We start from the raw sequence: 20,028 nt of genomic DNA on the forward strand, positions 1-20,028 counted from the left end.
CATGAATATTTCCAAGCCCTTCATCGAGCGGCCGGTAATGACGGCCTTGCTCACCATCACCCTGATCATCCTCGGCTGGGTCGGCTACCGCTCGCTGCCGATTTCCGCGTTGCCGCGCATGGACCTGCCGGTGATCTCGGTGACCGCCATCCTGCCGGGCGCCTCGGCCGAGGTGATAGCCTCTGCCGTGGCCTCGCCGCTGGAACGTCAGCTTGCCACTATTCCCGGCATCGACACGATCTCGTCGAAATCCGCCCTGGGCCGCGCTTCGATCACCATCCAGTTCCGGCTCGATGTCGATATCAATGCCGCCGCCCAGGATGTGGAATCGGCGCTGTCGGTGGCGCAGCGGCAATTGCCCAAGGAAATGCCGGCGCCGCCGACCTATCTCAAGCTCAATCCGGCGCTGAGCCCGATCCTGTTCATGGCCATGGCGTCGCAAAGCCAGAGCCTGGTGCAGCTGAACGATATCGCCGAGAACATCATCGTGCCGCGCCTCTCGGCGGTGCCCGGCGTGGCGCAGATCATGATCCTGGGCTCGCAACGCTATGCCGTGCGCATCCAGGCCGATCCCAATGAACTGGCGGCGCGCGGCATCGGGCTGGATCAGTTGAAGCAGGCGGTGGCGGCGGCGTCCTCCACCACGCCATCCGGTACCATCGAAAGCCCGTCGCAATCCTTTGTTATTGATGTCGGCAACCAGCCGCGCGATGCCGCTTCCTACCGCGATGTGATCGTGGCGCACCGTGCCGGCCAGCCGCCGGTGCGGCTGTCTGAAGTCGCCACCCTGTTCGATTCCGTCGAGGTGCAGGAATCGGCGTCATTCGCCGGCGAGCAGAAAGTGATCCTGCTGGCGGTGCAGCGCCAGCCGGAATCCAATGCCGTGGCGGTGGTGGATGAGGTGCGCAAGGCGGTGAGCACGCTGGGCAATCGCATCCCCGCCGGCGTGAAGATCGAGGAATTGTTCGACCAGACCACCTCGGTGCGCGACAGCGTCGCCGATGTGCAATTCACTCTCGGCCTCACCATTTTCCTGGTGGTGCTGGTGATCTTCCTGTTTCTCAAGCGCCTCACCGCCACATTGGTGCCGGCCATCGCCCTGCCGGTGACCTTGGTCGCCACCTTCATGACCATGTGGGCCATGGGCTTCAGCCTCAACAACATCTCGCTGCTGGCGCTCACGCTCTCGATCGGCTTCGTCGTCGATGATGCCATCGTCATGGTGGAAAACGTGATGCGCCATATCGAGGAGGGCAAGCCGCCGCGCCAGGCCGCCATCGAAGGCGCGCGCGAGGTCGGCTTCACCATCATCTCGATCACTATGTCGCTGATCATGGTATTCGTGCCGGTGGTGTTCATGGGCGGCACAGTGGGCAAGCTGTTCCACGAATTCGGCGTCACCATCTCGCTCGCCATCCTGTTCTCCGGCATCATCTCGGTCACGCTCACGCCCTGCCTCTCGGCCTATTGGCTGCGGCCCGAGAAACCCCGCGCCAAGCCTTTGCTGTTCGACCGCATCGTCGATGGCCTGTTCGATGGCCTGCTGGCCGGCTACCGGGTGACATTGGATTTCGGCCTGCGCCATCCGGTCCTGGTGCTGCTGATGATGGTCGGGTCGTTCGTGGCCACCGGCTACATGATGGCGAAAATCCCCAAGGGCTTCTTCCCCACGGAAGATACCGGCTATATCTCGGCCACCACGGAAAGCCGCAGCGATATTTCCTATCAGGCCATGTTGCAGATGCAGCAGGAAGCCGCCGCCGTGATCGCCAAGCATCCGGATGTGGTCAAGGTCACCTCGATCATTGGCGTCAACGAGATCAATTCCTCGCTCTCCTCGGGCCGCCTGTTCGTGCAGCTGCGCAAGCGGCCGGGGCAGCGCCAGAAGGGCGTGCTGGATGTGATCGACGATCTGCGCAGCAGCACGGCGGTGGTGCCGGGCCTGATGATCTATTTCCAGCCGGTGCAGTCGTTGCAGACCAGCGCGCGGGCCAGCAAGGCGAAATATCAGGTCAACCTGCAAGGCACCGATATCGACGAGGTGCAGCAATGGGCGACGAAACTTGAGGACCGCATGAAGGCCGAGGCTATCTATCTCGACCTTTCCTCCGATTCAGACCAGAACACGCCGCGCCTGGTGTTCACGCCGAATGTTCAGCGCATGACCAATCTCGGCGTCACCGCCGATGTGCTGCGCCAGACGCTCTACACGGCTTTCGGCGGCGCCCAGGCGGCCAGCATCTACACCTCGGCCAGCAGCTACAAGGTGATCCTGGAATTGAAGCCGGAATACCGCACGCGGCCCGAGGATATCGAGAATCTCTCCGTGCGCTCGTCGGACGGCAAGCAGGTGCCGTTGTCGAGCTTCGGCCGTGTTACCGTCTCGGGCGGTGCCGCCCTGGTGGCGCATCTGGGCGAATTGCCAGTGATCACGCTGTCGTTCAATCTCTCCGACAAGACGCCGCTGAGCCATGCGGTGTCCGAGATCGAGCGGCTGCGCAACGAGATCGACATACCGGCGCATATCACGCTCGATCTCGGCGGCGATGCCAAGGCCTTTGCCGCCGGCATGAGCGGCGAGGGCCTGCTGCTGCTCGCCGCGCTGTTTGCGGTCTATGTCATTCTCGGCATTCTGTATGAAAGCCTGATCCATCCGGTGACGATCCTCGCCGGCCTGCCTTCGGCGGCGCTCGGTGCGGTCGGCACGCTGGCCCTGTTCCATCGCCCGCTGGATGTGATCGGCATGATCGGTATTCTGATGCTGATCGGCATCGTGAAGAAGAATGCCATCATGATCGTGGACTTCGCCTTGCAGCGCAAAGCCGAGGGCGTCACCGATCCGCATGCGGCGGTGCGCGAGGCCTGCCTGCTGCGCTTCCGCCCGATCATGATGACCACGTTGGCCGCGATTCTCGGCGCGGTGCCGATTGCTGTCGGCGCCGGTGCCGGTGCCGAGCTGCGCCAGCCGCTCGGCCTCGCGGTGGTGGGCGGCCTGCTGGTGTCGCAGGTGGTCACGCTCTATGTCACGCCGGTATTGTTCCTGGTGTTTGAAACCGCATCGCAGAAGGTGAACCGGCTGTTCGCCGGCAAGCCCGCCACAATTGCAGCAGAAAAACCGGCAGAAGCAGTCTAGGGAGCGGGTATGCGTTATCATGGTACGGATATCGACGGGGTGTCGCTGGAGCCGGAGAAGCTCGAAATCCGTGGCACCTCGCTCACTGAGCTGATCGGCGGCATCGATTTCATCGGCAGCATTCCGTTCACGCTGACCGGCGAACGCGCAGCACCGGAGGCATTGGCGAAACTGGATGCGGCACTGGCCGGCTGGCTTGGCGGTATCGCGGCGGAGCATCCCGGCTATCGCCTCGCGGCTCTGGCGGCGGAAACCGGCGCCGGCATGGCGCAGGCAGTCACGGCCGGCTTGATGGGCTTCGATAAGGCCGCCGCCAAGCAGGCTTTCGCCGGGCTGGATTTCCTGCCCGCAGAAGCAGCCGAGGGCTTAGCCGTCACCGCCTCGGTACCGGCGCTGCTGGCGGCCTGGCGCCGCCACAAGCCGGACTCGAAACTTGCCAAAGACTGGCAGCCGCCGCAGCAGGGCGGTTTCGTTGATCGCGCGCTGGCCAGCGTTGCCGATGCGCCACCGCCCTCGCCGGCCGCGCGCATTTTCTTCGATGATGCCCTGGTCACCTGGATCGGCGGTTTCGGCTATGTGCCGCCCAGCATCATGATCCCGCGCATTTCAATCGGCACCGGCGTGCCGGTGCATCATGCCCTGGCGGCCGGCTTCGGTGCGGCGGGGCCGATGCATATCGGCGCCTGCGAACAGGCCACCGGCATGATCATGGCCGCCCTGGCGATGCCGCAGGGCAGCCCGGAGCAGCGGATCAAGCTGGTGATCGATGCTGTGCTGGCCAAGGGGATGCGCATCGGCGGCTTCGGCCATCCGCTGTTCCTGGAAGACCCGCGCCCGCCGCGCCTGCGTCAGCGCGCCGCCGAACTCGGCCTGGCGCATCCGGCGCTGGAGCTGTTCGAGGCTGCCTGTGCCCTCATGCTGGCCGAGCATAAGCTGAAGCCGAATGTGGATTTCGCCACCGGCACGGCCTTCGCCATGGCCGGTATCCGCGATCCGGGTGCCGCCGCCGGCATCGCCATGATGGGCCGCACCATCGGCATGCTGGCGCATATCGTCGAACGCCGCGCCCGCCCGCCCTTCGGCGTCACCTCGGCCACGGCGCGCAAGTATCTCGACATGGTGCCCAAGGGTTGGTTGTAAGAACTGGGGCTGGCTTTAAGGAGACCTGGAATGCTGGATACCGGCCTGCGCAATAAGCAATCGGCGGAAGATTACGACCGCTACACCGCCACGGCGACGCAGCCCTGGGATGCGCTGTTCGTCGAACGCTGCGCCGCTTTGCGTCCGCGCGAAAGCGGCGGCAGCCTCTCCGATGTTGGCGCTGGCACCGGCGTGCTGCTGGAAAAACTGAGCCAGCATCCCGGCTTTGCTGATTGGACTTTAAGCGGCATCGAGCATTTCGATGACATGGTGCAGGCCGCCAATGAGCGCCTGGGCAAGATAGCGCCACGGATCAAGGTGCAACTCGGCGATGCGGCCAAGCTGCCCTATGCCGATGGCAGCCTGGATCTGGTGGTCAGCCGCGCCACGATTCACCACCTGCCGGATCAGGTGGCCGCCCTGCGCGAGATGCACCGGGTGCTCAAGCCCGGCGGCGTCGGCATGATCCATGACGTGCGCCGCGACATGCCGGAAAAGGTGCTCACCGCCTTCAACAAGATGCGTGCCGCCGTCGGCTATGGCCCAACGACGTTGGAAGAAAAGCTTACCCCGGCCGAGATGGCCGCCCTGCTGGAGAAAGCAGGCCTGAGCCAGACCAGCACGATTCACACCTCAAGCGAAGGCGTCGGCGCCATCGGCTTTGAAGTGGTGATCCGCAAGGTATGAACCAAATGGGCATGAAGCAGGCCGCCTGGGTTGCCGCCATCCAGGCAGGCACCGCCAGCGCGGCGCCGGGGCTGCCGCTGTTGCATGCCACCGCTGCGGCGGATTTCCAGGATGCGCTGCGCCAGGCGATCAGCACCGCGCCGGCCTTGCTGATCCTGGCCGGTGAACCGGCTTTGCAGCTGCGGCTGGAACCGGAGCCGACGCCCGAGAGTATCGCCCTGCTGCGCCTGGATGGCGCAATGCCGGCGCTCGAAGAGTGCGGCCTGCTGCTGCGGCTGGGGGATGACTGGCCGCAACTGGCAGCACCGGCGCCGCGCAGCATCTGCTGGTGCGTCGAGGACCGTGCCGAGGATGCCGCGCCGCTTGAGGCTTTCCGTGATCTGCTGCTGGCGCTGCATGACCGCGAATTGCCGGTGCGTCGCAGTGATGCGCGCTATCCGCTGCCGCGCCATTCAGCACAAGAACAGCCCCTGCCCTGGATTCAGGGCGGCGAGCAGCCGCGCCGCGCCGCGCTGTGCTGGCGCATGGACGGCATCGCGCAGGCACTGCATCTGGAAGAAGCCAATGGCGCCATCGAGCGTGCGCCGCTCAGGCGCTCCTGGCGTTCGGAACTGGTGGTGCTGTCGGCGCCGGACCGCGATGGCCTGCTGAAGCAGCTTGGCGCGCTGAAGGCCGCGGCCGGCGGTACGCTTGAGGAAATCGCCACCCGCTCGGCGGCTCAAGCGCCAGGCAAGGCGCGGCTCGCCATCGTCGCCGCCTCACGCGCCGAATTCGATACGCGGCTGGCCCAGGCCGAAAAGCTGCTGAAAACCAGCGACAAGCCGCGCATCAGTCACCCCGCCGGCATCTACTTCGCCCATGCGGACGAGAAGACCAAGGTGGCTTTGCTCTATCCCGGCCAGGGCATGCAATATGCCGGCATGCTGCGCGATGCCATCCGCTGCCTGCCCGGCCTGCGTGGCTGGTTCGATCTGCTTGATGGGGCCTATCCGCCGCATCTGCCTTTCCTGCCAAGCCGGCTGCTGTTCCAGCCGCATGATGACGGCTCGCCGGAACAGAAGGCACTGCATGCGCTTTCCGGTGGCGGCCTCGCGGCCTTGATCGCGGCCCTGGCCTGCACGGATTTCCTCCATGGCCTCGGCCTCAAGCCGGCGGCGATGCTGGGCCACAGCAATGGTGAGAATGCCGCCCTGGTGGCATCCGGCGTGCTGCGTACCAGCACGCGCAAGGGCGTGTTCAGCACTTTGGCGTATATGAGCGTGCTGTTCTCCAGTTCCGACCGCTCCGGCGAGCGCATCGCCGGGCAATGCTTTGCCCTCGCCCTGCCGCAGGGCATGACGGAGCAAGACTTTGCCGCGCTGCTCGGGCCGGATGTGCATGTCACCATGGATAACTGCCCGCAGCAGAAGGTGATCTGGGGCCGGGGTGCGGCGCTGGAGGCGGCCTTGCAGCGGCTGCGCGATGCCGGCGTGATGTGCCTGCCGCTGCCGATCTCGCAGCCCTATCACACGCCGCTTTTCGCGCCGATCGCCGAGCAGTTCCTGGGCGATTACGGCCTGCTCGATCTCGGCCCCGGCCGCGTGCCGCTCTATAGCGGCCTCACGGCGCGGCCATTCCCGGAAACCGTGCCGGAGATCGTGCGCGTCGCCAGCGGGCAATGGTCGGCGCCGGTGCGTTTCGGTGATGCCATCGCGCGTATGCATGAAGATGGCTTGCGCGTCTTCATCGATGCCGGTCCCGGCGGCCGCCTGGCCGGCTTCGTGCGCGATACCCTGCGCGACCGCGACCATGTCGCCCTGGCGCTGGACCAGGATAGCCGCCCGGATATCAGCACGCCGTTGCGCAGCGTGGCGCAGCTTTTCGTGCTGGGTGCGATCGACAGCATCGCCGCGCTCTATCCTGCGGCAGTTTCCGCGCCGCCGCCGGTTGAGCAGGCTATGCCACAAACGTCAGCCATGCAGCCAGCGCAGACAAATCCTGTACAGGCAAATCCCGTGCAGGCGCAGCTGGTGCAGCAGCATATGCGGCTGATGCAGGAATTCCTGCAGCGCGAGACGCGGCTGTTTGCCTCCATCGCAGCGAAGCTGCAGCAGGAGGCCGGTATGGCGGCGCAGCGGGCGCCAACGCAGGAGACATCCGCGCCACCCACTGTCGATGCCCTCGTTAATATCGATGCGTTGGCGCAATACGGCCTGCTCGGCATCGAGCGCCGGAATGACGCCTGGGAAGCGCGACTGCGCCTGACGCCGGAGCAGCAGAGCTTTCTCTACGATCATGTTTTCGGCTGGCGCCGCAGCCGGCACAGTTCAGAAGAAACCGGCCTTGCCGTGCTGCCGCTGTTCATGTCGCTGGAAATCGCCGCCGCTGCCGCCAGCCGCGTGGCGGCGGAAAGCGGCGGTGCGGCCCTGGTGGTGCGGCGGATCGAACAGGTGCGCGGCCATCGCTGGCTCGCTGCCGATAGCGGCGCCATCGACATCCAGCTCCGCGTCACCCCGCTGCCGGCCAAGGCGCGGCAGGAGCGGCGCTTCGCCGTAGCTTTAAGCGAGGGTGAGCCCGGTGCTGCCCTGCTGGCCTTCGATTGCATCGTCGATCTCGGCCCCGGCTATCTGCCGGCCCCGGTGCCGCTGGCTTTGCCGGCTGCTGCACCGCCGCCCGAAACCATGCTGAGCGCCGCCGAGTTCCGCAAAAAGCTGTTCCATGGCCCGGCCTTCTCCTCGCTGGAGCGCATGCTCAGCATCGCGCCCGACGGCATTGCATTGTCGCTCAGCGTGCCGCCGCAGGAAAATCTGTTCAGCCAGCAACCGCAACCGCGCCTCTGCGTGCCGGGGCCGCTGCTGGATTCCGCGGGCCAGATCCTGGCGCTGCATGAGAAGGCCACCACGGGCCGCGTCTTCGGCCTGTTCCCCTATGGCATCGATGCCCTGAGCTTCCACGCCGCTCCGGCAGCGGGCGGCGCGGCCATGGGCTGCGTTGCGCGGCATCGCCATGTGCCGGGCGGCATGATCGGGGCGCTGGATTATCTTGATGCGATGGGCCGCGTCGCGGTGCGGATCGAGGGCCTGCGCGGGCATTTCTTCGACTGGTCGCGGCGCTGGGAGCGGCTGTTCTTCCCCGGCCAGAAGCCGGAACCGCTGGCCGATTTGCTGCATGCCGAACCAGGCATGGCGGCCTGTATCCTCCGCGATTTCGAGCCGGGCTTCCTCGATGCCAGCCACAAGATCTGGCTGCGCGTGCTGGCCGCCGTGTCGTTGCGGTCTGGGGAGGTGGAAAGTTTCCGCGCCCTGCCGGGGATAGGTGCCCGCCAGCGCGACTGGCTGCTGGGCCGCCTGGCGGCAAAGGAGGCTGGCGTCGCCTTGCTCGGCGCCGAATATGATGTGGCCGATCTTGAGGTGGTCGGCGATGCGACCGGCGGCACGCGGTTGCTGCAAGGCGATACAATGTCGCCTTGCTCGATCAGCCACTGCACCGGCTTTGCCGCCGCTGTTGCCGCCGAGCCGGGCTGGCGCGTCGGCATCGATATCGAGCCGCGCGCCGCCGGTGCCACGCGGCTGCTCGATCCCGGCCTGGCTTTCACGGCTATCGAGGCCGATGCGCTGGCACGCCACGGCCAGGTGTTGCTGTGGTGTGCCAAGGAAGCGGCGGCCAAGGCCATTGGCACCGGCCTGATGGGTGCGCCGACGCGTTTCGAGATACTGCCGGAGCAGCCGGCACCGGATCTGTTGCAGCTTAATGTGGCTGGTGAAACCATCACCGTGCGGCTGCTTGAGCATGCCGATTGTTACGCGGCCCTGTGCCGCATCGATGCCGCCAGTGCGGAACGCCTGGCGCAGAAGCTTGCCGCCGCCATCGCGGCATAGCATGATCAGCAGTGGAGACAGCCATGGCAGTTCTGGACATCATCAAGCGCAATCTCATCCAGGTGCGGCAGGACCTGGACCTGGACTGGATGAGCGCCGATACCCGGATGCGTGCCGAGCTGGACCTTACCTCCATCGATCTGCTCAACCTGTTGGCATTGATGACCCAGTCGCTCGGCCGCAAGATCATGTATGAGAGTCTGCTGCTGCCCGGCGGAAAGCCTCGCCCGGAATTGACGCTCGGCGAACTGGCGGCCTTCATCGAAGCCAACCTCGATGCCGCCGCACCGGCCGTGAAAGCCATGTAATGATCCGTCTCGACCGCGTTGCTGTTTTCCTCCTGCTGCCGCTGCTGCTTACCGCCTGCGGCGGCAAGATGCCGAAGCTGGGTTTCGGTTCCCGCGACAGCCGCCCGCCGCCGCTGGCCGAACTGGCGCAGCAGCCGGCGCCGAATACCGCCTATGGCTTCTGCGGCTATTGCCTGCTCGACAAGGACGGCAAGCAGGTGGCGGAATCTACTGCGATCCGGGGTTTCTTCGAGAGAGCCGAGCGTAAGGGTGACAAGCTGGAAGTGAGCGGGTGGGCCGCCGATATGGATGCCAAGGCGCCAGTGTCGGAAGTGATCATCTTCGCCAAGGGCCGCATTGTCGCGCGCGGCCGTCCGACCGAGTCGCGGCCCGATGTGGTGCAGGCCCTGCAACTGCCACAGACCACGGCCATTTATGGCTTTAATTTCTCCATCAATATTGCCGAGATCGGCGACCCGGTGGTGAATTTCGCCATCGACCGTGCCGGCAAGGCACGCAGCCTGGAAGTGGCCAACCGCTAGACCGTCGCTAGACCGTATTGTCGGGATGCAATAATCCGCTTGCCGCAAGACAGAGCGCGGGCTTTAGTCGCGGCAGCTACGCCCCCTTGCGGAAATTCCAGCCATGCCCGGTTCACTCTACACCCCCGCCCATTTCGCCGCGCCCGACCGCGAGGCGATGCTGGCCCTGATCGAGACATATGATTTCGGCATCCTGTTCGTCGCCGATGGCGACGATATCCAGGCCAGCCACCTGCCCTTCATGCTTGACCGCACGAGCGGCGAAAACGGTACCCTGCTGGCGCATGTGGCGCGGGCCAACCCGATCTGGAAATTGCTGGAGAGCCGCCCGGCGCTGGCGGTGTTCCAGGGCGAGCATGGCTATGTCTCGCCGCGCTGGTACGAGGCCCAACCGGCGGTGCCGACCTGGAATTATGCTGCCGTGCATGCCAAGGGCCCGGCACGCCTGATCCATGATGCGGCGGAGCTGAAAATCCTGGTCGACCGCTTGAGCCGGATCTATGAGGACCCGGCGCAATGGTCGGTGGCCGGCCAGCCGGAACGCTTCATCGATGGCCTGGCGCGCGGCATTGTCGGCATCGAGATCGAGATCGCCGAGTTGCAGGGCAAGTTCAAGTTCAGCCAGAACCGCCCGGCTGCGGACCGCGCCAAGGTGCTGGCCGAGCTTGAGGCATCCGAACGCCATGGCGACCGCGCGCTGGCCACCGAGATGCGCAAGGTGCTGAAGCTCTAGCCTTTGGGCAATGCCGCCACGGCAGTGCTGTAGAAACGCTCGAATTCGCGCACCACGCGCTCATCCTCGAACAGCACATGGTTGCTGGCCGCGATGCGCTGCTGCAAGTCGGCACGCCAGGCGGCATCATTGGCAACGCGCACGGCGATGTTGATGTAATCCTCGGCATCGCGGGCGATGGTGTCGGTGACACCCATCTTGCGATACATCGCCTGGGTATGCCGGCCACGCTGCTGGTCGCTCGGCAACGTCACCACCACGGCATTCTGCGACAGGGCCTCCAGCGAGGTATTCATGCCGTTGAAATGCACCGTATCCAGCACCACGTCGGCCGAGCGCAGCAGGCTCAGGAAATCCGGCCCTTCCTGCGGCGGGATCAGGTGCAGGCGGCGCATGTTCTTGTGACCGATGCGCTGGCGCATGCGCTCCAGGATCAGCTCGCTCCAATGGCTGGAGCCTTGCGTGATGAAGCCGATACGCGCCTGCTTGTCCTTTTCCAGGATACCGGCGACCATGTCGTCGAAATCCGGATGCACCTTGAACAGATGCTGCGGGCAGAGATAGAAGCGGCCTTCCTGCGGCACCGGCAGGGCGCTGCGCGGCTTCACCGGGTCCGGCATTTCCGGCTTGTAGTAATAGGCCAGGGTGCCGAGATCATGCAGCAGGAACAGCTTCTCGCTGTAATGCGCCGCCGCCTCCGGCACCTCGAACAGATCATTCGAGATGAAATAATCCATGGTCGGGATGCCGGTGGTATCTGGATGGCCGAAGGACACACATTGCACCGGCGCCAGGCGAGAGAAAGCCAGGAAATAGGTATACGGCTCCATGCCGATATCCTGGAAGAACAGCACATCCAGTTCCAGCGCGGCGATCTGTTCGCGGGCCTGGGCCAATTTCTTCGGCAGGATCAGGGTATGGTCGGCAGCCTCGCGGATGAAGCGCGAGATTTCGTCATCCACCAGTGGCGGCGCGAAGATGGCATAGCTTTCAAAACGCAGCGGGTCCAACTCAGCGATCAGGCCGCGCGTGGTGCGGCCGATGGAATGGCGGCGCAGGAATTGCGAGAGGAAGCCGACGCGGATGCGGCCGCCGGCGCGGCGCGGCTTTTTGCAATGCGGCGCCACCCAGTTCAGTTCCGGGCAGATTTCGCCATAGAGCTTGGCGATGTCGCTGTGAATGTCGCGGTTGTTGCGGCCGTGATAGGCAAGAAAGAAGTTGGTGGAGAAAACTTCTTCTTCCAGCGCCGGATGGCGCAGCTTCTTTTCGCGCAGGGCAGCCACCTGCTGCGTGATGCGCTGGCGCGATGCCTCGATGCTTTCACGCGAGCGGATGATCGGGTTGACCGTCAGGCCGTTCATCAGTTGCAGACCGATATCCGGGCGGATGGCAATGGCGCGCTCCCAGTATTCGCGCGCCTCATCGATGCGGCCTTGCAGGCGCAGCATGTTGGCCAGGCTGGCCAGCGCCTTCATGTGGCGCGGATCGATCTCCACCGCCTGGCGGAAGGCGGCAATCGCCGCGTCGCTGTCGCGCGGCTGCAAGGCCAGCGCCAGATTGTTATAGCCATCAGCATCGGGCGCGATGGCAATGGCACGGCGGAATTCCGCTTCGGCGGCGGCATTGTCACCCAGCTCGCGCAGAGCATTGCCCAGATTCTTCATCGCGCCGGCGAAATTCGGATCGATCTCCAGCGCCTTGCGCTGCGCCGCCACGGCTTCCTGCGCCCGGCCCTGGCGCAGCAGGGCGACGCCGAGATTGCTCCAGCCCACCGCCATCTGCGGCACGGCCTGGGTCAGGCGGCGCAGCAACTGCTCGGCCTGGGCCAGATCGCCGCGTTGCAGTGCGATGATGGCTACATGGTGGAAGCTTTCGATATGGCCCGGCCAGCGTTGCAGAATGTCGCGATAGGCGGCTTCGGCTTCGGCCAGCTTGCCGGCCTGGTGCAGCCCCAGGGCGGCCATGAAGGCGGCGCTCTTGGCCTGCAAATCGGGATCGACGGGGTTCTCGCTCATCAGCCGGTATTCACTTGGTAGAGGGTGTCGAGCAGGTCGGCGAGCTGTGCCGCCGGCAGTCGCCGCAGCGGAAAGCGGCCGGAATCGCGCTCCCATACCGCATGGCTGTGGCTCAAGCGCGACAGGCTGTCACCGAGATCCCAGAAGGTTTCCTTCGAGCCGTGCAGGAAGTCGACGAAAGGCGCCGCGTCCTTCTTGTGCAGGAACAGGTCGTCGAAACATTGGCGGTAGCGGTTCAGCTTGTCGGTGGCGCGCAGCCAATGCTTCAGCACCGCCTCGCGGGTGACACCGCGCAGCTCGGCCAGATCCTTCGCCGCCTGGCCGACGGCCCCTTCGCGCGGCCGCGCTTCATGGGTCAGCCATTCCAGCATGCCCTGCCATACGCTGCGCTGGCGGCTGTATTCATGGTCGTAGTAGATCGTGCCCTTCCAGGAATAGACGATCTCCGGCGCCGTCGCCGGATTGATGCGGAAGGCGCGGATTACCGGCGCCAGGGCCGAGGCATCATTGGCCTCCCAGAGTTTCTGGGTCAGCCGCTCGACGGCGTTTTCCTTGCCGGCGGCCTCCTTCTTGGCGCCGGGCGGCAGCGGAATACCCGGCTTGGCCGGTGCTTCCGCCGCAAAAGCCGCCACCTTGGCCATCTTGTCACGCACGAAATTCTTGATCTTTTCCAGCTCGCCTTCCGGGAACATGAAATAGGCGCTGTCGACATCCTGCTGCTCGATCTCGAACTTGTCGCGCATCAGGAAGGGATCGAGCGAGGGCAGGCTGTCGAGAATATCGAGCAGCGTGCGGTCATGGCGGAAGGCAGCGGCGTCATGCTGCGGCGACAGCGCCAGCTGCTCCTCCAGCGCCTGTTCCAGCTTGAGGTCGGTCAGCAGCACGGTCTTGCCGCCTTCCTCGATATTCTGGTCGTTGAACGGCAGATACAGCTTGGTCTGCACCGCGCGCTCGCTGCGCAGGGCCTGCCGTTCGGCGGCCGAAGGCGTGTATTTCAGGATCAGCAGCCGGTTGGCGTTGCGGTTCTTGAAGAACGGCTTCGGCGGCGGCAGGCCGGGGCGCTTCTGCAGGCTGCGGGTGATGCCTTGCAGATCGAAGACACGGGCGGAGCCGCTGCGCAACAGGGCGCGGAGCTGACGGTCGGCAATAGCCATTACTTGATCACCATGCCCTGGCCTGTCGGCAATTCCAGAATCCGGTAGCCGCGTTTCTCCATCCAGGCGACTTCGGCCTTGTGCTGCGCCTGATAGAAGATCCAGCCGAAATCATCGAGGATCAGGATGGCGCCGGGGCTCATGCGGTCGAACAGCATTTCCAGCGCGCCGATCTCGGCATCCACGTTGTTCAGATCGATATGCAGGAAGGCGATCTTCTCCGGCGCCACCTGATGCAGGATTCCAGGCACCGCGCCCTGCGTCACCGTCACATTGGGAAACTCGGCGAAGCGCTCTTTCGTTTTGCCGAACAGTTCCTTGCTATGCTCGGTCATCGAATGATGCGGCATGCTCGGATCATGGTCGAACAGGTCGTAGAGGTAATAGTGGCGGTCCAGCTTGGCGAAATCCAGGTAATCGCAGACGATGCGGGCCGTGGTGCCCTTGTAGCAGGCACATTCGACGAAATCGCCCTCGCGCCGCAGGCCCTCATGCGCCGCCCAGGCCACCACCACCTGGCGCCACAGGATGCTGCGCTCGGTGTTGTTGTCGACATGGCGCTTCACCGCAGCCATCAGCTTCTCGTCATCGAGGAAGCCCATGGTCTTGGAGAGCGTGATCATGTTGTCGCCGGTGAAGATGCCGCCGAGCTTCACCTCGCCCAGCAGATCGCGCAGCGCGCGCGAGAACACATCCTTGTCCTTGATGGCGAAAAAGATCGTGGCCAGGAAATTGCGGTAATCGGCTTCGATCATTTGATCACCAGGCCCTGGCCCGTGGGCAGTTCGAGTACCGAATAGCCGCGTTTTTCCAGCCAGGGGTCCTCGGCGGTTTTCTGCGGGTGATAGAAGATCCAGCCATAATCATCCAGGATCATGATGCCGCCCGGCACCAGGCGGTCGAACAGCAATTCCAGCGCGCCGATCTCGGCATCGGCATTGTTCAGGTCGATATGCAGGAAGGCGATCTTCTCGGGCGAAATCTGGTGCAGCACTTCCGGCACCGCGCCCTGCGTCACGGTCACATTCCTGAACTCGGCGAAGCGCTCCTTGGTCTTGCCGTAGAGTTCCTTGCTATGCTCGGTCATCGAATGATGCGGCATGCTCGGGTCATGCTCGAACAGGTCGTAGAGGTAATAGTGGCGGTCCAGCTTGGCGAAATCCAGGTAGTCGCAGACGATGCGCGCCGTGGTGCCCTTGTAGCAGGCACATTCGACGAAATCGCCCTCCAGCCGCATGCTCTGGCGCGCTGCCCAGGCAACGATGTATTGCCGCCACAGGATGGCCCGCTCGATATCGGTGTTCACATGGCGCTGCACCGCCGCCATGAACTTGGCATCGCCCAGGAAGCTCAGATTCTTGGAGAAGGTGATCATGTTGTCGCTGGCGAAGATGCCGCCGAACTTCACTTCCTTCAGCGCCTTCTTCATGTGCAGGCCGAAAGCGTCGCCATCCTTGATGGCGAAGAAGTTGCCGCTCATGTAGTTCCGGAATTCCATCGCCGCGCCCCGCATCATTCAGGCGGCCCGCCCGCGCCGCAAAGCCTGCGCGCGGAGATTGTTCGAGCCCCCTTGCAGGATGCAGGGAAATGGCAAGCAATTGGTTAACGCCGGGGCCGGAACGGCGCCGCGTCATCGGGAAATTGCCAAGGGATGAGAGGGGGTTGCGTGGTGGGCGGTACAAGGATCGAACTTGTGACCCCTACCATGTCAAGGTAGTGCTCTACCGCTGAGCTAACCGCCCGTGCCACGCTGCCGCCGTCGAAAGCCGCGAGGCCCGGACGGGTGGCTGCTTTTATCGGCTGCGGCGGCGGTTGGCAAGCGTCTCGCGCCTCAGCATAATCCGGCCATAACTTTAAGCCAGCCGCCCTGTTTTCCGAGCCTGAAAGTCCCTGATGTCCGCTGCCGCGCCGCTTCCCAGCCGCTCCTACACGGCCCCTGTCGATCCGCCGATCCGGCTGACCCAGCCGCAGGGCAGCCGCAGTGGCCTGGTGGTCTCCTCGCCCCATAGCGGGGCGGAATATCCGGCGGATTTCCGGGATATGAGCCGGCTCGATCCGGTCACCTTGCGCAAATCCGAGGATGCCTTCGTGCATGAATTGGTGGCCGCTGCCCCGGGCCTTGGCGCGCCGCTGCTGGAGGCGCTGTTCCCACGCGCCTATTGCGACCCGAACCGCGAGCCTTACGAACTCGACCCGGCGATGTTCTCCGATCCGCTGCCGGGCCATGTCACCACCCGCTCCAGCAAGATCGCCGCCGGGCTTGGCACCATTGCCAAGGTGGTGGCCGGCGGCCAGGAGATCTATCGCGACAAGCTGCCCTTCGCGGAGGCCGAGCGCCGCGTCGAGACCCTGTGGCGGCCCTATCATGGCGCGCTGCGCCAGCTGCTCGATACAGCGCACCAGACCGCTGGCGCCGCCCTGCTGCTGGATTGCCATTCGATGCCGAGCGTCGGCGGCGCCAACATGCCCGATCACGGCCAGCGCCGCGCCGATATGGTGCTGGGCGATTTCCATGGCGTTTCCTGCCCGGGCCGGCTGGTCGATCGCGTCGAGGCTTACCTGCGCGAGCGCGGCTTCGGCGTGGCGCGCAACAAGCCCTATGCCGGCGGCTTCATCACGCAGCATTACACGCGGCGCGAGGCGGGTTTCCACACGCTGCAGATCGAGATCAACCGTGATCTCTACATGGATGAAGTGAAGATCGAGCGCAATGCCGGCTTCGAGCGCGTGCGTGCGGCGATGACCGGGCTGATCGAACTACTCGCCGGCTCGGCGACGCCGGCTTTCCTAAACGCCTAACGGTAATACCGGCGTCTGCTTGATCCGCTGCAGCACGATGCTGGAGCGGACGCTGCGGATGCCGGCCAGCCGCAGCAGCCGCCGGCTGATCAGGTCGGCCAGTGCAGCCAGGTCAGCCACCACCACGCGCAGCACGAAATCGGCTTCCCCGGTGATGGCATAGCAATCGAGGATTTCCGGCGCCGCCGCCACGAAAGCCTCGAAATCATGCACCACCGCCTCGGCATGTCGCTCCAGCGAGACCAGTGACACCGCCATCACCGTCAGCCCCACGGCCTCGGGCTTGAGCAGGGCGGCATAGCCTTCGATCACGCCTGCTTCCTCCAGCCGGGCCAGCCGGCGGCTGACCTGGCTGGGGCTGGCGCCGATGGCATCGCCCAGCACGATATTGCTGGCGCGGCCCTGGCGTTGCAGGGCGGCCAGCAGGCGGAGATCGGCGGCATCCAGGTCGGTCATGCCAATAGCGTGCGGTAAATGGCATTGATTTGCAAGGATCATGTATAATTGACGATATTATCGCCCAGATCGCACGGAAATACCGGCCTGCCCGGCATATGATGGCGGCAGCCATCAGGAGGCCGCCATGCTCGATCTGCTGGAACGTCACACACAACAGGATAGCGAAAGCCGTGCCGTCTGGCGGCTGCTGTTCGAGCGCCAGAGCCGCCTGGTCCGCGACCGCGCCTGTCCGGAATTCCTCGCCGGCCTGAGCCGTCTGGGCCTGTCGCCCGATGCGGTGCCGGAGCTGGAGCGGGTTTCCGACCAGCTTGAACGCGCCACCGGCTGGCGGCTGGCGCCGGTGGATGGCTTCCTGGATGACGGCACGTTCTTCCGCCACCTGGCGGCCAGGCGCTTCCCGGTTACCTGGTGGCTCAGGCCGCGCGATAAGCTGGATTACCTGCAGGAGCCGGACCTGTTCCATGACCTGTTCGGCCATGTGCCGCTGCTCAGCCACCCGGTTTTCGCCGATTACATGCAGGCCTATGGCGAAGGCGGCCTGAAGGCTGAGCGGCTCGGCGCGCTCGACATGATCGCCCGGCTATACTGGTACACGGTTGAGTTCGGCCTGATCGACAGCGGCGATGGCCCGCGCATCCATGGCGCCGGTATTCTGTCTTCCCATGGCGAGGTGCTCTACAGCCTGGAATCAGCCGTGCCGACGCGCCGCCCCTTCGATCTCAAACGCATCCTGCGCACGCGCTACCATATCGACCGCTACCAGACGACGTATTTCGTCATATCCTCATTCGAGCAACTGATGCGGGCGACCGAACCAGACTTTGCACCGCTCTATGCCGAGCTGCAGGGCCTGGAGGAATTCGAGCCTTGACCCCCCTTGTCATACCCGCGCAGGCGGGTATCCCATTTACGGTCTGATTATACGGTAATGGGACGCCCGCCTTCGCGGGCGTGACGCGGTTTTTGGCCGCCCCGAATCTTTTGCCGCCGCGCGGCTTTTGCTACCCTGCGGCGCCATGCGCAAGCTGTATCATTTCTGGCTCTCCCCGTTCTGCCGCAAGGTCCGTATCCTGTTGAAGGAAAAGGGACTCGACTGCGAACTGATCGTGGAGAAGGTGTGGGAGCGGCGTGAGGAATTCCTGGCGCTCAACCCGGCCGGCCTGGTGCCGGTGCTGATCGAGCATGACGGCCACCCGCTGGTCGAAAGCCTCGCCATCTGCGAATACCTCGACGAGGTCTATCCGAACAAGATGCTGATCGGCTTCGATCCGCCGGGCCGCGCCGAGACGCGACGGCTGGTGAGCTGGTTCGATCTCAAGTTCAGCCGCGAAGTCTCTGATGCGCTGATCTTCGAGAAGGTGCTGCAGCGCTATATGGGCGGCGGCCAGCCCGATAGCAGCAATATCCGCATCGCGCATGCCAACCTGAAGCACCATCTCGGTTATATCGGCTACCTCGCCGAGCGGCGCAAATGGCTTGCCGGCGATGATTTCAGCCTCGCCGATATCACGGCGGCGGCGCATCTGAGCTGCCTGGATTATCTCGGCGATGTGCCGTGGGATGATCACCCGGCGGCCAAGGACTGGTATGCGCGGGTGAAGTCGCGGCCCAGCTTCCGGCCCCTGCTGGCGGATCATATCCCCGGCCTGCCGCCGCCGAAGCATTACGCCGATCTGGATTTCTGATTTAGTCTCGCTCCACACAAGAAAAAAGGAACAACAGCCATGAGCATCCGTCGCATCGAAGTCGGCCCGCGCATGTCCCAGGCCGTGGTGCATGGCAACACCGTCTATCTCGCCGGCCAGGTGGCTTCCGATACCAGCGGCGACACCACGGCGCAGACCAAGGTGATCCTGGGCCAGATCGACAAGCTGCTGGCCGCCGCCGGCACCGACAAGACCAAGATTCTCTCGGCGACGATTTATCTGCCGGACATCGCCGATTTCGCCGCCATGAATGCCGCCTGGGATGCCTGGGTGCCGCAGGGCCACACCCCGGCCCGTGCCACCGTGGAAGCCAAGCTGGCGGCGCCGGCCTTCAAGGTCGAGATCGCCGTCATCGCCGCTATTTCCTGATGTGACTCTTGCCGGCCGCATCCGCGCCCGTGCTGAGGCCGAAGGCTTCGATGCGGTCGGCATTGCCGCCGTGGCCGATATCGGCGCGGAGCATGGCGCCCGGCTCGACCGCTTCGTCGAACTGGGCCGCCATGGCGAGATGCTGTGGCTGGCCGAAGGCGAGCGCGCGCCGCGCCGCCGCCATCCGGCGAACTTGTGGCCGGAAGCCAGAAGCATCATCGCGCTCGGGCTGAATTATGGCCCCACACATGATCCGCTGCGGATTCTACAGCAGCCTGATCGCGCCGCCATCTCGGTCTATGCCCAGGGCCGCGATTATCATCTGGTGGTGAAGAAGAAATTGAAGGCGCTCGGCCAGTGGCTGCAGCGCGAAAGCGGCCAGCCGCTGAAAGTCTTCGTCGATACCGCGCCGCTGATGGAAAAGCCGCTGGCCCAGGCTTCCGGCCTTGGCTGGCAGGGCAAGCATACCAACCTGGTGTCCCGGCAATTCGGCTCCTGGCTGTTCCTTGGCGCCATCCTCACCGCCGCCGATCTTGAAGCCGATGCGCCCGAGCCGGATCATTGCGGCTCCTGCCAGGCCTGCCTCGATATCTGCCCGACCAAAGCCTTTCCGGCACCCTACGAACTCGATGCGCGGCGCTGCATTTCGTATCTCACCATCGAATTCGATGGCGTGATCGGGGAAGACTTCCGCAAGCCGATGGGCAACCGCATCTATGGCTGCGACGATTGCCTCGCCGCCTGCCCGTGGAACAAGTTCGCCCAGGCCGCCCGCGATGCCGAAATCCAGGCCCAGGCCGAACTCAAGGCGCCATCACTGCTCGATCTGGCGAAACTCGACGATGCCGGCTTCCGCGACATGTTCGCCCGTACCGCTGTGAAGCGCATCGGGCGCGACCGCTTTATCCGTAATGTCTGCATCGCGCTTGGCAACAGCGGCGACGCCGCCGCGATTCCCGATCTGCTGCGCCTCAGCGAAGATCCGGCCATGCCGGTGCGCGCGCTTGCCGCCTGGGCGCTGAAACAGCTGATGCCGGCGGCGCAATTCGAGCAGCACGCAGCAAAACGCCGCGCCCTGGAACAGGACGCGGCGGTGCTGGCGGAGTTAAGATAGATCACGACCTTGATCTTTCTTGAAATAAGGATA

The 20,028-nt window shown here is 64.6% G+C and carries 17 protein-coding genes and 1 tRNA gene; 12 read left to right on the plus strand and 6 right to left on the minus strand.

What is annotated here, in order from left to right; all coding sequences use genetic code 11:
- Position 1: 1 nt before the first annotated feature.
- From ACQY7X_RS07630 to ACQY7X_RS07660, 7 genes are all read left to right on the plus strand, one after another.
- The gene (locus tag ACQY7X_RS07630; protein WP_428249273.1) at positions 2–3,133 is read left to right on the plus strand and encodes an efflux RND transporter permease subunit; all 3,132 of its coding nucleotides are present in this window, start codon (positions 2–4) and stop codon (positions 3,131–3,133) included.
- Positions 3,134–3,142: 9 nt separating this feature from the next.
- A complete protein-coding gene (locus ACQY7X_RS07635; protein WP_428249274.1) occupies positions 3,143–4,273 on the plus strand; it encodes a citrate/2-methylcitrate synthase in 1,131 nt (376 codons plus the stop codon).
- A gap of 30 nt (positions 4,274–4,303) precedes the next feature.
- Positions 4,304–4,960, plus strand: coding sequence for a class I SAM-dependent methyltransferase (locus ACQY7X_RS07640; RefSeq protein WP_428249275.1), 657 nt, complete (start codon positions 4,304–4,306; stop codon positions 4,958–4,960).
- A 5-nt stretch (positions 4,961–4,965) separates the two neighbouring features.
- The gene (locus ACQY7X_RS07645) at positions 4,966–8,817 is read left to right on the plus strand and encodes an acyltransferase domain-containing protein (RefSeq protein WP_428249276.1); all 3,852 of its coding nucleotides are present in this window, start codon (positions 4,966–4,968) and stop codon (positions 8,815–8,817) included.
- Between the two features lie 23 nt (positions 8,818–8,840).
- Positions 8,841–9,125, plus strand: a complete 285-nt coding sequence (locus tag ACQY7X_RS07650) for a hypothetical protein (protein ID WP_428249277.1) — start codon at positions 8,841–8,843, stop codon at positions 9,123–9,125.
- Positions 9,125–9,646 carry a hypothetical protein gene (locus ACQY7X_RS07655; protein ID WP_428249278.1) on the plus strand — a complete coding sequence of 174 codons (522 nt, stop codon included), beginning with the start codon at positions 9,125–9,127 and terminating at the stop codon, positions 9,644–9,646. Before ACQY7X_RS07650 ends, ACQY7X_RS07655 begins: the two co-directional genes overlap by 1 nt.
- A gap of 103 nt (positions 9,647–9,749) precedes the next feature.
- Positions 9,750–10,379, plus strand: coding sequence for an FMN-binding negative transcriptional regulator (locus tag ACQY7X_RS07660; protein WP_428249279.1), 630 nt, complete (start codon positions 9,750–9,752; stop codon positions 10,377–10,379).
- Here ACQY7X_RS07660 and ACQY7X_RS07665 read toward each other — a convergent pair.
- From ACQY7X_RS07665 to ACQY7X_RS07685, 5 genes are all read right to left on the minus strand, one after another.
- Positions 10,376–12,394: a tetratricopeptide repeat protein gene (locus tag ACQY7X_RS07665; protein WP_428249280.1), complete on the minus strand. Its 2,019-nt coding sequence runs from the start codon at positions 12,392–12,394 to the stop codon at positions 10,376–10,378. The two genes, ACQY7X_RS07660 and ACQY7X_RS07665, sit on opposite strands and share 4 nt — an antisense overlap.
- The gene (locus ACQY7X_RS07670) at positions 12,394–13,548 is read right to left on the minus strand and encodes a hypothetical protein (RefSeq protein WP_428249281.1); all 1,155 of its coding nucleotides are present in this window, start codon (positions 13,546–13,548) and stop codon (positions 12,394–12,396) included. Before ACQY7X_RS07670 ends, ACQY7X_RS07665 begins: the two co-directional genes overlap by 1 nt.
- On the minus strand, positions 13,548–14,303 hold the full coding sequence (locus ACQY7X_RS07675; protein WP_428249282.1) for a TylF/MycF/NovP-related O-methyltransferase: 756 nt from the start codon (positions 14,301–14,303) through the stop codon (positions 13,548–13,550). The genes ACQY7X_RS07670 and ACQY7X_RS07675 overlap by 1 nt, the downstream gene beginning before the upstream one ends.
- Entirely contained in the window at positions 14,300–15,028 is a 729-nt protein-coding gene (locus ACQY7X_RS07680; protein WP_428249283.1) for a class I SAM-dependent methyltransferase, read from the minus strand. Before ACQY7X_RS07680 ends, ACQY7X_RS07675 begins: the two co-directional genes overlap by 4 nt.
- A 187-nt stretch (positions 15,029–15,215) precedes the next feature.
- Positions 15,216–15,290: transfer RNA gene (locus ACQY7X_RS07685), tRNA-Val, on the minus strand.
- A 151-nt stretch (positions 15,291–15,441) separates the two neighbouring features.
- Here ACQY7X_RS07685 and ACQY7X_RS07690 point away from each other — a divergent pair.
- Entirely contained in the window at positions 15,442–16,347 is a 906-nt protein-coding gene (locus ACQY7X_RS07690) for an N-formylglutamate amidohydrolase (RefSeq protein WP_428249284.1), read from the plus strand.
- On the opposite strand, the gene ACQY7X_RS07695 is transcribed toward ACQY7X_RS07690, so the two are convergent.
- A complete protein-coding gene (locus tag ACQY7X_RS07695; protein WP_428249285.1) occupies positions 16,336–16,803 on the minus strand; it encodes an Lrp/AsnC family transcriptional regulator in 468 nt (155 codons plus the stop codon). The two genes, ACQY7X_RS07690 and ACQY7X_RS07695, sit on opposite strands and share 12 nt — an antisense overlap.
- Before the next feature lie 127 nt (positions 16,804–16,930).
- Here ACQY7X_RS07695 and phhA point away from each other — a divergent pair, with 127 nt between their 5' ends.
- The 4 genes from phhA to queG all read left to right on the plus strand — a co-directional run bounded on the left by phhA (position 16,931) and on the right by queG (position 19,995).
- On the plus strand, positions 16,931–17,677 hold the full coding sequence (gene phhA, locus ACQY7X_RS07700; protein WP_428249286.1) for a phenylalanine 4-monooxygenase: 747 nt from the start codon (positions 16,931–16,933) through the stop codon (positions 17,675–17,677).
- Positions 17,678–17,822: 145 nt separating this feature from the next.
- On the plus strand, positions 17,823–18,491 hold the full coding sequence (locus ACQY7X_RS07705) for a glutathione S-transferase family protein (RefSeq protein ID WP_428249287.1): 669 nt from the start codon (positions 17,823–17,825) through the stop codon (positions 18,489–18,491).
- A gap of 39 nt (positions 18,492–18,530) precedes the next feature.
- The gene (locus ACQY7X_RS07710) at positions 18,531–18,881 is read left to right on the plus strand and encodes a RidA family protein (RefSeq protein WP_428249288.1); all 351 of its coding nucleotides are present in this window, start codon (positions 18,531–18,533) and stop codon (positions 18,879–18,881) included.
- Between the two features lies 1 nt (position 18,882).
- The gene (queG, locus tag ACQY7X_RS07715) at positions 18,883–19,995 is read left to right on the plus strand and encodes a tRNA epoxyqueuosine(34) reductase QueG (protein WP_428249289.1); all 1,113 of its coding nucleotides are present in this window, start codon (positions 18,883–18,885) and stop codon (positions 19,993–19,995) included.
- Positions 19,996–20,028 lie beyond the last annotated feature (33 nt).

It is taken from the genome of Ferrovibrio sp. (assembly GCF_965278975.1).
Classification (GTDB): Bacteria; Pseudomonadota; Alphaproteobacteria; order Ferrovibrionales; family Ferrovibrionaceae; genus Ferrovibrio.

Bases quoted from the DNA above. Each gene is read 5' to 3' on its own strand.
- ACQY7X_RS07630 (WP_428249273.1), top strand. From the start codon at position 2: ATGAATATTTCCAAGCCCTTCATCGAGCGGCCGGTAATGACGGCCTTG.
- phhA (WP_428249286.1), top strand. From the start codon at position 16,931: ATGCTCGATCTGCTGGAACGTCACACACAACAGGATAGCGAAAGCCGT.
- ACQY7X_RS07665 (WP_428249280.1), bottom strand. From the start codon at position 12,394: ATGAGCGAGAACCCCGTCGATCCCGATTTGCAGGCCAAGAGCGCCGCC.
- ACQY7X_RS07690 (WP_428249284.1), top strand. From the start codon at position 15,442: ATGTCCGCTGCCGCGCCGCTTCCCAGCCGCTCCTACACGGCCCCTGTC.
- ACQY7X_RS07650 (WP_428249277.1), top strand. From the start codon at position 8,841: ATGGCAGTTCTGGACATCATCAAGCGCAATCTCATCCAGGTGCGGCAG.
- ACQY7X_RS07710 (WP_428249288.1), top strand. From the start codon at position 18,531: ATGAGCATCCGTCGCATCGAAGTCGGCCCGCGCATGTCCCAGGCCGTG.
- ACQY7X_RS07680 (WP_428249283.1), bottom strand. From the start codon at position 15,028: ATGAGCGGCAACTTCTTCGCCATCAAGGATGGCGACGCTTTCGGCCTG.
- ACQY7X_RS07655 (WP_428249278.1), top strand. From the start codon at position 9,125: ATGATCCGTCTCGACCGCGTTGCTGTTTTCCTCCTGCTGCCGCTGCTG.
- ACQY7X_RS07660 (WP_428249279.1), top strand. From the start codon at position 9,750: ATGCCCGGTTCACTCTACACCCCCGCCCATTTCGCCGCGCCCGACCGC.
- ACQY7X_RS07705 (WP_428249287.1), top strand. From the start codon at position 17,823: ATGCGCAAGCTGTATCATTTCTGGCTCTCCCCGTTCTGCCGCAAGGTC.
- ACQY7X_RS07645 (WP_428249276.1), top strand. From the start codon at position 4,966: ATGGGCATGAAGCAGGCCGCCTGGGTTGCCGCCATCCAGGCAGGCACC.
- ACQY7X_RS07670 (WP_428249281.1), bottom strand. From the start codon at position 13,548: ATGGCTATTGCCGACCGTCAGCTCCGCGCCCTGTTGCGCAGCGGCTCC.
- ACQY7X_RS07635 (WP_428249274.1), top strand. From the start codon at position 3,143: ATGCGTTATCATGGTACGGATATCGACGGGGTGTCGCTGGAGCCGGAG.
- ACQY7X_RS07695 (WP_428249285.1), bottom strand. From the start codon at position 16,803: ATGACCGACCTGGATGCCGCCGATCTCCGCCTGCTGGCCGCCCTGCAA.
- ACQY7X_RS07675 (WP_428249282.1), bottom strand. From the start codon at position 14,303: ATGATCGAAGCCGATTACCGCAATTTCCTGGCCACGATCTTTTTCGCC.
- ACQY7X_RS07640 (WP_428249275.1), top strand. From the start codon at position 4,304: ATGCTGGATACCGGCCTGCGCAATAAGCAATCGGCGGAAGATTACGAC.